At 61.1% G+C, this 13,373-nt stretch carries 12 protein-coding genes and 1 pseudogene; 7 read left to right on the forward strand and 6 right to left on the reverse strand.

Annotated elements, in window-relative coordinates; genetic code table 11:
* Positions 1 to 100: 100 nt before the first annotated feature.
* Positions 101 to 655, reverse strand: coding sequence for an NADPH-dependent FMN reductase (locus F6X39_RS18265; protein ID WP_187617626.1), 555 nt, complete (start codon positions 653 to 655; stop codon positions 101 to 103).
* 290 nt (positions 656 to 945) lie between these two features.
* Between F6X39_RS18265 and F6X39_RS18270 the strand changes: the two genes are divergently transcribed.
* Complete coding sequence (locus tag F6X39_RS18270; RefSeq protein ID WP_187617673.1) at positions 946 to 1,161, forward strand: hypothetical protein; 216 nt, start codon at positions 946 to 948, stop codon at positions 1,159 to 1,161.
* A 153-nt stretch (positions 1,162 to 1,314) separates the two neighbouring features.
* Here F6X39_RS18270 and F6X39_RS36870 read toward each other — a convergent pair whose 3' ends face one another.
* Positions 1,315 to 1,449 (reverse strand): hypothetical protein, encoded by a 135-nt coding sequence (locus F6X39_RS36870; protein ID WP_018424013.1) that lies wholly within the window; start codon positions 1,447 to 1,449, stop codon positions 1,315 to 1,317.
* Between the two features lie 459 nt (positions 1,450 to 1,908).
* Between F6X39_RS36870 and F6X39_RS18275 the strand changes: the two genes are divergently transcribed.
* A complete protein-coding gene (locus tag F6X39_RS18275; protein ID WP_187617627.1) occupies positions 1,909 to 2,517 on the forward strand; it encodes an RNA polymerase factor sigma-70 in 609 nt (202 codons plus the stop codon).
* The gene (locus F6X39_RS18280) at positions 2,498 to 2,710 is read left to right on the forward strand and encodes a zf-HC2 domain-containing protein (protein ID WP_187617628.1); all 213 of its coding nucleotides are present in this window, start codon (positions 2,498 to 2,500) and stop codon (positions 2,708 to 2,710) included. The genes F6X39_RS18275 and F6X39_RS18280 overlap by 20 nt, the downstream gene beginning before the upstream one ends.
* Positions 2,711 to 2,734: 24 nt before the next feature.
* On the opposite strand, the pseudogene F6X39_RS18285 reads toward F6X39_RS18280, so the two are convergent.
* Both F6X39_RS18285 and F6X39_RS18290 read right to left on the reverse strand, forming a co-directional pair.
* Positions 2,735 to 3,026: pseudogene (locus F6X39_RS18285) on the reverse strand (DUF1272 domain-containing protein).
* A 133-nt stretch (positions 3,027 to 3,159) separates the two neighbouring features.
* Entirely contained in the window at positions 3,160 to 4,536 is a 1,377-nt protein-coding gene (locus F6X39_RS18290) for a gluconate:H+ symporter (RefSeq protein WP_187617630.1), read from the reverse strand.
* Between the two features lie 247 nt (positions 4,537 to 4,783).
* On the opposite strand from F6X39_RS18290, the gene F6X39_RS18295 reads away from it, so the two are divergent.
* Positions 4,784 to 5,767 (forward strand): sulfonate ABC transporter substrate-binding protein, encoded by a 984-nt coding sequence (locus tag F6X39_RS18295; RefSeq protein ID WP_187617631.1) that lies wholly within the window; start codon positions 4,784 to 4,786, stop codon positions 5,765 to 5,767.
* Between the two features lie 54 nt (positions 5,768 to 5,821).
* Here F6X39_RS18295 and arsC read toward each other — a convergent pair whose 3' ends face one another.
* Positions 5,822 to 6,181 (reverse strand): arsenate reductase (glutaredoxin), encoded by a 360-nt coding sequence (gene arsC / locus F6X39_RS18300; protein ID WP_187617632.1) that lies wholly within the window; start codon positions 6,179 to 6,181, stop codon positions 5,822 to 5,824.
* 730 nt (positions 6,182 to 6,911) lie between these two features.
* Between arsC and parA the strand changes: the two genes are divergently transcribed.
* Positions 6,912 to 7,574 carry a ParA family partition ATPase gene (gene parA, locus F6X39_RS18305; RefSeq protein ID WP_013092840.1) on the forward strand — a complete coding sequence of 221 codons (663 nt, stop codon included), beginning with the start codon at positions 6,912 to 6,914 and terminating at the stop codon, positions 7,572 to 7,574.
* Between the two features lie 24 nt (positions 7,575 to 7,598).
* Positions 7,599 to 8,654, forward strand: a complete 1,056-nt coding sequence (locus tag F6X39_RS18310; RefSeq protein ID WP_187617633.1) for a ParB/RepB/Spo0J family partition protein — start codon at positions 7,599 to 7,601, stop codon at positions 8,652 to 8,654.
* A 58-nt stretch (positions 8,655 to 8,712) separates the two neighbouring features.
* On the opposite strand, the gene F6X39_RS18315 is transcribed toward F6X39_RS18310, so the two are convergent.
* Complete coding sequence (locus F6X39_RS18315; RefSeq protein WP_184057688.1) at positions 8,713 to 10,062, reverse strand: replication initiation protein; 1,350 nt, start codon at positions 10,060 to 10,062, stop codon at positions 8,713 to 8,715.
* A gap of 2,025 nt (positions 10,063 to 12,087) precedes the next feature.
* On the opposite strand from F6X39_RS18315, the gene F6X39_RS18320 reads away from it, so the two are divergent.
* Complete coding sequence (locus F6X39_RS18320) at positions 12,088 to 13,317, forward strand: DNA-binding protein (RefSeq protein ID WP_187617634.1); 1,230 nt, start codon at positions 12,088 to 12,090, stop codon at positions 13,315 to 13,317.
* Positions 13,318 to 13,373 lie beyond the last annotated feature (56 nt).

Below are 13,373 nucleotides of genomic sequence, written 5' to 3' on the forward strand. Positions count from 1 at the left end.
TGCGCCGAGCGACACGAGCGCGGCCGCCTTACGCGTCGCGCGCTGTGTTCGCGTTGCTTCGGCGGATGGTCAGGACGCGGTCAGCGGCGCTGAGGCTCGGCTACACCGCCCCGTGCCGCTTGATCCACGTGACGTAGCGGTCCATGAACGTCTGCAGGAACTTGCGCGTGCCGTCGTTGACGATTTCGCCTTTTTCGTTGATCACCGCTGGATCGTGCTTGATGAACACCTCGGGCTGCCCCATCGCCGCGACGTCGAGATAGGCGAGCACGTTGCGCAGATGCTGCTGAGCGAGCGCGCTACCGGTCGCACCGACCGAGGTGCCGATCACCGCGCCGGGCTTGTTGGCCCACGAGTTGGTGCCCCACGGCCGCGAGCCCCAGTCGAGCGCGTTTTTCAGCACGCCCGGTATCGAGCGGTTGTATTCGGGCGTCACGAACAGCAGACCGTCCGCGGCTTGCACGCGCTCCTTGAGCTTCTTGCCTGCTTCGGGATAGTCGGCGTCGTAGTCTTGGGAGTACAGCGGCAAGGAGCCGATATCGATGTATTCGAAGGTGAAATCGGCTGGAGCGAGGGAAATCGCCGCCTGAGCCAGCTGACGATTGAACGAATCCCGCCGCAGGCTGCCGACGACCACTGCAATGTGATAGGCCATGTTCGCTTCCTCAGGTAAGGCGCTCGACGCGCGGAGAGTACGAACTGTCCATCATAGGCAAAAGCCGCGCGAAACGCCCAGGCCCTGGCGGATTTGGCCAGGTCATAGCGGATCGGGAAGGATTCTTGCGGCACCTGACGGTGGATAACCTCGCGGCTCGAAAAGTTATCCACAGATTCGCTGAATAACCTTGTGGATAAGTGGAACTTTTGCCTTGCCAATCAAGCATGCCTTCGGGCCAGGGCGATCTGAGGCAAATGGACACCATCGACATTCTGGAGGACCGGATCATGAGTCTCGACTATGCAGGAAAATCCCACGACGAAGCGGTCGCCGCGCGCAAGAAAGTGCGGCAGCGCGCGCAGGAGCCGGCGGGCGGCGAGATGGCCGTCGACGGCGTCGAAGCCGATGCCACGCATAGTTGCGGCGAGTTGTCGGAACAAGGCAAACAGGTGTGGCGCACGGGCGCCGGACTCGATGGCGGAGGGAAGGCGCCAAGCCGCTAGGACTCGCGGGTTGTGCGTCGGCCGTGGCTAGAAGGGGCCGCTTGACGCCGCCGTATCCCCATGCAGGCCGAATGCCGAATACTGGAATACGAAAGGGCGCCGTTGCCGGCGCCCTTTTCTCATGCTTCCTTGCTGCGTATTTCGACGTGTCGATCAGTTGCCAAAAAATACGTTGCAGTACGACGCCGGGCCGTTGCAGGTCGAAGCCGGAGCGTCGGCGTGAGCGACACCCGAAGCCGCTGCGAACAGCGCGGCCGAAGCGATCAGGGCGGAGAAAATGCGTTTCATGGTGTGCGTCCTCGTTTGTGTGTGGGTTGCGCGATCTGATGCAATCGATGGCGTGAAGAATAGCGAGCGAGCCCGCGTCCACAAACAGCGAAGATGAGAAGAGATTATTTTATAAATTGAAATAATCGCTATTGTGCGATTGCGTTGAATTGGCGGCCGACCGCGACGCTGATCGGCCAGTATGGCGATCAGCCCTGTCGCGCGCAGACTCGAAATATCATTTCTTGCAACAATTAATTTCCGATGTCATAAGCGGCCGCGCCGCGCGACGAAGCTCCTCGGGCATCGATGGCCAAGGGGCATATGTTCAATACCGATTCGCTAGGGCTGGAACGTGAGGGAGAATGGCGCACGCATCCGCAAACCGTGCGAGGACGACCATCTGCTCATGAATCACGACGTTTCAGGACGACACGCGCAGCGCAGCGCGCGGCCGACAGCGCAGCGACGGAGCATGCCGTGACGCAGCCAGGCGCTCCCTCGCTGGACGATCCCATTTATCTCGCGCAATTGCGGCGTGACCTCGTGCGCTTCGCCCGTCTGCAATTGCGCGATGCCGCGGCCGCCGAGGACGCCGTGCAGGAAGCGCTGACCGCCGCGTGGACTCAGGCCACGCGTTTCGCCGCGCAGTCGGAGCACAAGACCTGGGTGTTCGGCATCCTGCGCCATAAGCTCGTCGACACGCTGCGCGCGCGCCAGCGCACGGTCAATCTGTCGGCGCTCGAAGCCGAACTCGACGGCGAGGCGCTGCTTGATCGCGAGCTCTTCAAGGACAACGGCCACTGGTCGCGCGAGACCAAACCGCGTCCGTGGCCGACACCCGAAACTGCATTGCGCCAGCGGCAATTCTGGACGCTGTTCGAGATGTGCCTCGAGCATTTGCCCGAGCACATTGGACGCGTGTTCATGATGCGGGAGTTTCTCGACCTCGACATCGCGGCGATCTGCGCGGAACTGCAGATCAACGCGAATCATTGCAGCGTGCTGATCTATCGAGCGCGGCTGCGGCTGCGCACGTGCCTGAGCGAAAAAGGCCTATCCAGCGAGGATGCGAATGGGGAAATGTAAGGACATCACGCGGCTGCTATCCGATGCGCTCGACCGCTCCCTGTCGACTGGCGAATGGCTCGCGATCCGCCTGCATCTGCCGACCTGCAGCGGGTGCCGGAACTATCGCAAACAGATCCGCCTGCTGCGGGTCGCCGCGCATGTGGCGAGCGGAGTGGCGAACGTGGATGGAGAGGTGAGCGGCGACGAGTGATTTGCCGCTTTGCCACACCGCAGTTCAGCGCTCGCCGATCGGCACGTCGCGATAGCGTTCGAAAAAACGAGCATGCGATGCTTCATCGATGCCGACAGGATGTCGCATCGGCACGCGCCGGATGTTTGGCGAGTTGCGCGCGGGTGCGAATCGGCCGATGCGCGAAATTGCCGCCGCAATTCGGACACACGTTGCGCAGCCTCGTCAGCGCGCAGACCTCGCAGAACGTGCATTCGTGGGTGCAGATCATTGCGTCGGACGCGTTCGGCGGAAGTGACTTGCTGCAGCCTTCGCAGGTTGGTCGCAATTCGAGCATGACGGTGGCTCCTGTTGTTGATGACGCGAGGCGCGGCTTGCTGCCTGGCGTCGCGTGAGGTTCTGCGCGCGTGTTCCGCTGTGCGCGCGTCAACCTGCTGCCCAAATGGGTGAGGCTGTCGCGCGCGCCGTGCTCACGTCAACACGCTCCACAGCACGAGCGTCAACGCGAGACCGACGACCGATACGATCGTCTGCAAGACCGACCACACCAGCACAGTCTGTTTAAGCTGGAGTCCGAAATATTCGCGGACCATCCAGAAGCCGGCGTCGTTCACATGGCAGAAGAACACCGAGCCGGCGCCGATCGCGAGCGCCATCAGCGAATTGTGCGTCGCGCTGAGGCCCGCGACGACCGGCGCGACGATGCCGGCCGTCGTCGTCGTGGCGACCGTCGCCGAGCCGGTGGCCTGACGCAGCGCGACGGCGATCAACCAGGCGAGCAAGATCAGCGGCATATGCGCCCCGACCGCGATCTTGCCGATCGTCGTGCTGATGCCAGCGACGACGAGCGCCTGTTTCAGGCCGCCGCCCGCGCCGATCGTCAGCAAGAGCGCGGCGATCGGCGGCAGGCTTTTGCGCAGAATGCCCCCGACGCGCTCGCGCGCCATGCCGCGCGACCAGCCGAGCGCGACCACCGCGAACAGCACGGTGAGGCCCAGCGCGATCAGCGGCTCGCCAAGAAAATTCAGCGTATCGAAGAGCAACGTTTCGGGCTCGAGCAGCAGCTTCGCGACCGTGCGGCCGAGCATCAGAATGACGGGCAGCAGGATCGTGATCAGAGAGATCGCGAAGCCCGGCGGCTCGAAGCCGTTCTGCTCGGCGGTGAACAGCTTGCCCATTTCTTCAGGCTCGACGACGTGCATGCGTTTCGACAGCCAGATGCCATACAGCGGACCGGCGAGGACCACCGCGGGAAGTGCCACGATCAAGCCGAGGCCCAACGTCAAACCGAGATCGGCGTGCAACGCGCTCACCGCGATCAGCGGACCCGGATGCGGCGGCAGCAGCGCATGCAGCGTCGTCATACCGGCGAGCGCGGGAATCGCGATGCGCAGAATCGGCTGCTGCGCGCGACGCGCCATGACGAAGATGATCGGCACCATCATCACGAGGCCGACTTCGAAGAACAGCGGCAGGCCGATGAGCAGCGCGACGACGGCCATCATCCACGGCAGCGTGCGCGGGGTCGAGTGCGCGAGGATCGTCGACACGAGCCGGTCGGCGGCGCCCGATTCGGCCATCAACGCACCGAGCATCGCGCCCAGCGCAATGATGATGCCGACGTCGCCGAGCAACGCGCCGGCGCCTTTGCTGAACGCGCTCGCGACTGCTTCGAGCGGCAGGCCGGCCGTGAAGCCCGCCGCGAAGGTGCCGACCAGGATCGACAGGAACGGCGCGAGCTTCAGCACGCTGATGAAGATGATGATCAGTGCTAGTCCAAGCGCGCACGACAGGATCAGTTGGGTGTCGTGGGCGGCCCACGGTGTCAGTGTTGTCGTTACAGGCACGGCGGCTTTTTTCCTCTCTTCGTTTGCAGTCGATCGATGCAGCCGCGAGCTGGTGGTCGCGGGCGCTTGTTTTGCCGCTCGATTGTAGCGGGAGGGGGTAGGTTGGGCTTTGGGCAATGCTTCGCTACTGCCGCATGATTTGCTTATGCGAATTTATCGGTTCGTCCAGGCCCGCAGACGAATTATCGTCGGAGCCAGTCGGACCATCTTTTGGCGTCCGTTAAATTCTTTTTCGACGAGTATTCTCATGTCCCGTGATTCGCTGCTGACGCGCCGTACGTTTCTGGCCGGCGCAGGCGCAACGCTGGCCGCCGCCGCGTTGCCGGTCTTCTCCGCCGCCGCATTTGCCGCCGATGTACATGCAAAAGAACTTCGCATCGGATATCAGAAAGCCGCAAGCACCCTGGTATTGCTGAAGGCGCACGGCACGCTCGAAAAGCGGCTGGCGCCACTTGGCATCACGGTCAAATGGACCGAGTTTCCGGCTGGGCCGCAATTGCTGGAAGGGCTGAACGTCGGCGCGATCGATTTCGGCTATGTGGGCGAAGCGCCGCCCGTGTTCGCGCAGGCCGCGGGTGCCAATTTCGTCTACACGGCGTATGAAATTCCGACGCCGCACGCCGAAGGCATCCTCGTGCATCCGGACGCGCCAATCAAAACCTTGGCCGATTTGAAGGGAAAGAAGATTGCGCTGAACAAGGGCTCGGATGTGCACTGGTTTCTCGTCGCCGCGTTGCAGAAGAACGGCGTGAAGTTCAGCGAGATCCAACCCGTGTATCTGCCGCCCGCCGATGCACGTGCGGCCTTCGAGCGCGGTGCGGTCGATGCGTGGGCGATCTGGGATCCGTTCCTCGAAGCCGCCAGGCGGCAAACGAACGCGCGGCTGCTCGCCGATGCCGAGGGTATCGTGAGTCACCACCAGTTCTTTCTCAGCGCGCGGCCCTTCGCGCAACAGAACGGCGACGTCCTTGCGATCGTGATCGATGAAGTCGGCAAGGAAGGGGAGTGGGTGCGCGGCCATTACAGCGAGGCCGCCGCCCAACTCGCGCCGATTCAAGGGCTCGACGCGAGCGTGATCGAATCAGGCTTGCGGCATTACGCGCATATCTACAAGCCCGTCGACGCGAACGTGATTGCAGAACAACAGCGCATCGCGGATACGTTCACCGAACTGCATCTGATTCCGACGAAGATCGTGACCAAGGATGCCGCGCTGTCCGGCAAAGCGTAGCGCAGCAGTTCGAGTCCGCATTGCCCACATCGTTTTACTTCGACGGTCGCGCGATCAGGCGAAAAGCGCGGCGACATTTTCCGGCGGGCGGCCGATGGCAGCCCGTCCGTTTCTGACGACGATCGGTCGTTGCAACAGAATCGGATGCTTCGCCAATGCGTCATAGAGCTGGGAGTCCGTCAGCGACGTGTCGGCAAGATTGAGCTCTTTATATTCGACCTCGGTGTCGCGGATCATTTCGCGGACGGGACAGCCGAGTTGAGCATTGAGCTTCTCAAGCTCTGCGACGGTGAGTGGCTTCTTCAGATATTCGACGATTTCCGTCGTTTCCTTTGCGGAGTTGTAGGTGTTCGCGACGAGTTCGCAGGTGGTGCGAGATTTGGAGCAGCGCGGGTTGTGGTAGATGGTGATCATGGGCTGGATTCGGGGCTTACGCCGTTGAAGGTTGCTGCGACGGTTAGAACGATTCGGGAATTTTAGCGGGTGACTTGATGACGTGGCGCGAGATGACTGCGCGGCATCCGCGTTGTTGTTTGAACCATCGGCGAGGTGGGTCGGTTTATGCGCATAAACCGACGCTGCCTTCGAGGCGAAGTGGGAAACAGTTTAACGCTGGCACCCTGAGTTCTAGTCGCACCTGAGATTTGCTCGCGCGGGCGCGATTCAAACGGCAACCTATATCCCCCGCTGATGAGGCGCCGGACGCACGTTTGCCGCTTGCCGCCATGTCTGGGGAGAATCCGCGTCGGACGAATTCATGACCAATGGTCCCTCCGAGCCAATTGGCACGCGAACTTTATGCGCATAAAGTCTGGCACCTCTCACCTCTTTGGTCGCTCAGATGCGTGCGCTCCTTTTCTCTGCACATCAACCCGAGAATCGCGAACAGTCACCGACGACTGTGCACGCAGTACGCGAGCCCTCGTTACTTTCCCTTTGCCGCCGCCGGACAGCGATCAGCAACGCTTAAGCAGTCCACGCTTGCTCTGATATCCCGCAAGACCCCAGGCACACGTCCGATGCCTCTTTATGCGCATAAACCCTTTGCCGAATGGCCAATTTCGGAACTGCGCTTACGCAAATCATTTGAAATCGCAATTCAACCAGGTAAAATCCATTTGCGTCTAAAAAGAGGAGGTGAAATTTGGCGGCAGAAATCATCGCGGTAACACAGCAGAAAGGCGGGGTCGGGAAGAGCACCATCGCGATGCATCTCGGCGCTGCATTTCACGAGAAAGGCAAACGCGTTCTCGTCGTCGACGCGGATGGCCAAAACACTCTGATTCACTGGGCCAGTGCTGCCTCCGACGGCGACATCGGTATTCCATTCGCCGTCGTCAACCTGTCCGAAGCAGGCAGCCAGATCCATCGCGAGATCAAGAAGTTCGTGGCTGATTACGACATCATCGTCGTCGACTGCCCGCCCTCCATCACCGAAAAAGTCTCGGGCGTCGTTCTGCTCGCAGCGAGCGTCGCGGTGATCCCAACTTCCTCGTCCCCAGCCGATTACTGGTCGAGCATCGGCCTCGTCAAGCTGGTCCAGCAAGCGCAGGTCATGAACGAAGACCTGCGAGCCGTGTTCCTGCTCAACAAGACTGAAGAGAAACGGATGCTGACGCGCGAACTGAAGCGCGCGCTCGAAGAACTCGGCTTCCCTCTCCTCAAAACCCAGATTCCCACGCGCGAAGCCTACAAGCAGGCAATGGCGTTAGGGCAAACGGTGCTTCAGATGAACGACCGCGGCGCGAAGCTCGCCGCGCTCGAAGTACGGGCGTGCGCCAACGAGATCGCCGCCTTGCTCCCGTGAATTTATGCGCATAAAGGACCCTGAATGAAACCGTCCCAGTTCGCCAAAGGCTTTCAAGCACGTCCTGACACGACCAGCAGCGAAAAGCGCACCGCGCTCGACCGTCTAAATGCGATCGACGGCCTGGTCAGAAACGAGGCGAAAACTCCCGTGATCGCCGGGCGTCCGATTCCGGCCGTCTTGCCGTCGCGTCTGCAGGACGCGGAGATTCCTGATCCGGACAACGAATCGGCGGCCTACCGCGCCTGGAGGCTCGAACACGGCTATCGTCCCGGCCAGATCATCGAACTGGCACTCAAGACAATCAAGCCGAGCCCGTTCAATCCACGGTACTTCTATGTGAAGTCGTCGATTGCGGAGCTTGCCGTCAATCTGGCGAAGCAGGGGCAGCAGCAGGCGATTCACGTCATTCCCGACTATGACAACCCTGGCACCTACTTCGTCAGTGACGGCGGCAGACGGGTGCGTGCGCTGAAAGAAGCGAACAAGGAGTCGGTGAAAGCGATCGTCATCGATCTGCCGATTGGCATCCAGAGCTACAAGCTCGGTTACGACCTCAACGTGCAGCGCGACTCGCAGACGGTGTTCGACAACGCGATCGTGTGGCGACGCTTTCTCGACGAGCGGCATTTCCAGAGCCAGAAGGAACTGGCCGAACATCTCGGCCTCGACGAATCGACGGTCGCAGTCGCGCTGTCCATCGCCAAACTCCCGGAAACCGTGATGCAGGAGATGGTCGCGCGCCCTGACCGCTTCGGCTCGAACATGGCGTATCAGGTGGGCCGCTACCACACGGCTCGCGGCGCGGAGGCGACACTGCGACTGATCAACCGAATCCTTTCCGACGATCTGAGCACACGCCAGGTCGCCGACATCGTCAAAGGCCGAGCGACCTCGCAGGAAAGCGCCAAACCGGCGGGCCGGCAGCGCTACGCGCAACGTCTGGAAATCAAGCTTGGTGGTGTGTCGGTCGGCGATCTGAAGTCGTATGGGGACGACCGGCTCGAGTTGCGCCTGAAAGGCCTCACGCGTGAAAAGCGCGACGACATCCTGCGGCAGATCGAGAAGATGCTGAAGTAAGACGTGAGGGCGGTGCGCATGCACCGCCGCCTGGATTTCAAAGGCAGTTATCGACCCATCACGCCGCGCGCGACTGGCTCAGCGTAAAGGCGAGCAGGTCGCCGTCGGTCGGTTCGCCCCAGGTCCTGCGCGCGAGCCAGTCGAAGAACGCCGTTTCGACGATCTTCGAGTCGAGCCCGCGACGCCGCCAGTCGTCGCGCATGTGCGTGCCGAGCCCCGGCAATTCATCTTCCTCGAACGACTGTCGCGCGATATCGCGCTCCGACTCGCCCTGTTCGTTGTACAACTCGTAGGCCTGCTTGCGACGGTAAGCCGAGTATTCACCGAGCAGACGCGCCTTCAGATCGTCGGCCGGCGACGCCGCGGCCTTGCTGGTGCCGCCACCCGCGGGCAGCGCCTCGACCGGCGGCGCATAGCCTTTCTTCAACGCATCCTTGAACAGCGCCGGCGCACTGCGCACCGGCGGCAGTGACGTGCTGCGCATACGCTGCTCGGTCATCTGCAGCGCCGCGCGGATCCGGTTCTCCTCGCTGTCCGCATAAAGCGTCTGCGCCTCCTTGAGCGGAATGCCGATCTTCACCATCCGGTCGACCAGCGTGCTGTCGAACACGTTCGGATGTTCGTCGAGCGCGAGCATCGGCTGCTTGCGCTCGGTCACGCGGAACTGGATTTCAGCGACGCGCCGACCCTCGCGATGCTCGATCAGCTCGACAAAAATGTTCGTGACCGCGTTGACCTCGGCGATGGCCGGGCGCAGGTAGTCGCGCTTGAAATACTTGTACTCGCGCTTCGCCTCGTCGCCGGCTTCAGTGTCCGGGGTGCCCGACAGAATCGGCCGCCACCATTCCCAGGTCTCGCGCATCGTCAGGTGGCTGGGGTTGGTCAGGTAGCGCACGCAGATCTCGTAGAGTGCGAGGCCCGCGCTACTGCGCAGCTGGCTCTGGAACTGCAGACTCAGCCGCGCATACTGAACCGGATCGAGCAGTTTCTTCTTGATCTTCGGCGCAAACGAAAACTCGACCCAGACGCGACGCGTGGTCGGATCTTCGAGAATTTCCGCGTCCGCGATCAGCGTCGAAATACCCCATTTGCGGCCAGGCTTCTGACTCGACGTGCCGGTGCTCCACTCGACCTGCACCGACACCATGCGGCGCAGATGCTCCTTGACGAGCGCGGTGTCATTGGAATCGAACGCGGAATTGGCGACGATGTCGGACAGCAGCGCCCGATAGGTGTCGCCCGATTCATCCGCTTGCTGGGCAACCGCGAGTAACACGTTAAATAGCTTGCGCGTGAGCAGCGTGATCTTGCCGCTCTTGGGCTGGATCGCGATCGCCTCGACGGCTTTGCGCAGCTCAGCCGAGCTCGGGCTGACAACATCGGTCTTTTTCGCGCGCTTCGTGGCCATGCGTCGAGGTGAGGAGGGGATTTCGCGAGAGCATACCGGCTGTGGTGATACGCGTCTATAGCGCCCATCTCACCATTGCCGGTGAAGCGAGTTTACGAAGCGCAACTCACCTCGACCAACTCCCGAAAACCCTCACCTCGTGTGCGTGCCGCCAAGATCGGGCTCTCCTTGCCGGTCGCGGCGTTTGCGAATCGGGCTCGTTTCGCCGCCTGCGGCAACGGGGAGCATTTGATCCCGAATCTTCTCACCTCAAAAATTTTCGCGGATTTTTTTCGAGACCCTCCTGTAAACGGATGGTGTCCGGGGCGGGTGATGACTTCGTCGTGCGGCCTCGCGATCGTTTCGTCGATCGTCGCGTGCTGCCGGCCGACGCACAGTCCCGGATCGATAGATGGAATGCCCGCACGGTATTGGGACCGCAACGCGGCGCGGGCGAGCGACGGGCGCCCCGTCAGCCCTGTTGTCGGTGCATCAAGCTTCCTGTCGTCGGACGCGCCATTCGACCTGCTTGGTGACTCTGCTGACGAGTCAGCCCTCACTACCGAGAACCTACCGGCGGTAATCACCTGTTTCGACTTCGAGCTTCGTCCGAAGCCGCCGAAATAGGGGAGATCCAACCACAGGCAAATCCTCACTGCTCCGATGCTCCCGAAAAACCTCACCGTAGCACCGCGGAACGGCACAACACGATACGCGCTCATGCCGCGCCCGTACCGCATTTCCCCAATGCAACCTCCTGAAAAGCCTCACCTTTGACGTTTACGGAGGCCCCGGCGCCCCCTTCCAAAGAACTCCTGAAAACTCTCACCTTTGCTGGAGGACAGGAAAAAAATCAATGATTTCCGTGACTTGCGATAATCCCATCTAGCGCTCGAACCATCGGTGTTCCCGTAAAATCTCACCTTAAGCCCGTTTTTCGCACCGCAGCACTTTTCATTGCGTCCCGTGAATCTCCCGAAAAGACTCACCTTTGCAATCAGAGACCAGGTATACCTACACTCGCAAATCGCCATCCGCCGGGCATCTCCGGCCGATAGCCCACGTTTCAGTCCCGAATCTCCTCACCTTAACGCGCAGAACCCTGTCCAGACCTTCCCGAAAAGCCTCACCTTTGACGGAATCGCCGGCCAAATCAGCTCGCGGATCTAGCTGATCAGCCAGTTCCCCGAATCCCCTCACCTTTCCAATCGCCAGCGGTTCCCGCCGACCAGTCTTTCGGGCAATCGATGCGTCGAATTCCATCCTGGCTCCCGTAAAACCTCACCTCAGCAGTATGGATGCTCAAAAAGAAAGCAAAACTGGACCCCGCGCCCCGAAAAATCTCACCTTCGCTTTCCGTTTTCTCCCGCCACGGCTCACCAAAGCGGTTAACCACCCCAAAAAACCGGCAAAAAACCACGCTCGCGAGCCTCCCGAAAGCCCTCACCTTGCTGCAGACCAAACCGAACAGACACTTCGAGGGGTGTCGGGCGCTTCGCGGCTGCGAAGTCCCGCAAAACCTCACCTTTGGCCAAACCCCAGGTATACGGCGCTTCCTGAACCCGCTCACGTTCCGTCCCGCAGCCGCTCACCGAGCTTCCCGAACCCCATCACTCGAGTTTCCCGCAGACCCTCACCAAGTCTCCCGCAAAGCTTCACCTTGCTGGCCTGAAAGCCCCGCCAGATAAGGGCTTGCGGAGTCGTTAACGTCTTTAACAAGGGTTCAAAGGTGTTTATTTTTATTACTCTCAAGCCTTACACCCCGCGAGCCCCGTGAAACAGAAGACCATCCCCCGCAGCCATTGCCGATCAATCGTGAAACAGTGCTCAATCATGCGAAAATCAAACAAAATGCTTCTAATACAATGGCTTATTAGCTATTCTTCGTTTTGTTTCACGGAGAAAAACGGTAGGCGCGGGTTTACTATCGCCATTTGCACGCAAAAGCCCGTCGGTATACGCCAATCCGTTCGCCACCGATAAATCGGTAGCAAACACTACGTAAATTGTTATGATCCATCCAATTCGAGCCACATCGAGGTAGACATGAATCTGGATCAGGAGCGGCAAGCCATTCGCGACGAGCTTGAATCAATGCGTGCGCAGGGCGTGCGCCGCCAGGATCTGTCGCTGCATGCATGCAAACGGCTCTTTTTCGATCTCGGCATTCGGCCATCGATGGCGGCCGTGCGCGATCTCACGCAAACCGGCAGCGCGAGCGACATCCCGAAGGACATCGATCATTTCTGGGAGCGCATCCGCAGTGTGTCGCGGGTCAAGGTCGGAGCGGGCGCAATACCAAAGGCACTCGAAGATCGCGCCGGCGAACTGCTGGGCGCGCTATTCGAAGAAGCGGTCGTGCAGGCCAAAGCGTCGCTCGATGGCGAACGTGAAGAGATCCGCGCGCAGATCAGCGCCGCCGATTTACGCGTACGCGAGGCGGAAATTCGTCGGGATGCGGCCGACGACTCCATCAGGCGCAGCGAAGCGCGCGCCGAAGCCGCGTGGGAGCGGGTTCGCGCACTTGAAACCCAGTTATCGAGCGCGACTACGCACGGCAGCGTTCACCTCGAAGGCATGCAGGCAACCACGCGCCGGCTCGACCAGGAGAACGAGACGCTGCGGCAACGGCTCGAAAACGAACAGACTGCCAATGCTGCGTTGCGCGACCGGATCGACGCGTTGCACGTCGAATTGCGGCAAAGCACGGAGCACTATGCACAGCAGATCAAGGATGCGGTGGCCGAAGCCGAGCGGCGCGTCAAGCCGATGCTGGTCGAACTCGACTCGCTGCGTAGCATGGCCGCGACGTATCAGTCCGGCGTGCGTGATGCGAGCCGCAAGGAATTCGAGTTCATTCAGCAGATTGCCGCCGCCAAGGCGCGCGCCGATCGGCTCGACGCGCAGCTGCGCGAGCAGTCGGACGAAGTCGACGCGCTGACGAAAGAAGTCGCCACCCTGCGCGGCCAGCAGGGCATCGATCCAGCCATCGCCGTACTGCTGTGCTCGCTGGCTACTGACGGGCGGCTCACGAGCAAAGAATTGAGCATGATCGGCACCGCGGCTGACGGCCACGTGACGCTGCCCGCGAGATGCCCGAAATGCGAGGAAGGTGAGCCGGAGCTGTCGCAGGTCGATCACCGTTTCGAACTGTTGTGCCCGGAATGCGAGCACTCTTCCGGCCTCGGCGAATCGAGGCTCGCGGCGGTGAACCAGTTTCTGTCGAACGATGGCGCCACCGCGCCGTCGTCCCGCTCCGTCCACGCGATGCGTTAACCAGAGGCGGCCAATCCAACGGAAAAACGTCAAAGGTGAGGAAATTCGGGACCGCA

This window comes from Paraburkholderia sp. UCT2 (genome assembly GCF_014397665.1).
In the GTDB taxonomy this organism is placed as follows: Bacteria; Pseudomonadota; Gammaproteobacteria; order Burkholderiales; family Burkholderiaceae; genus Paraburkholderia; species Paraburkholderia tuberum.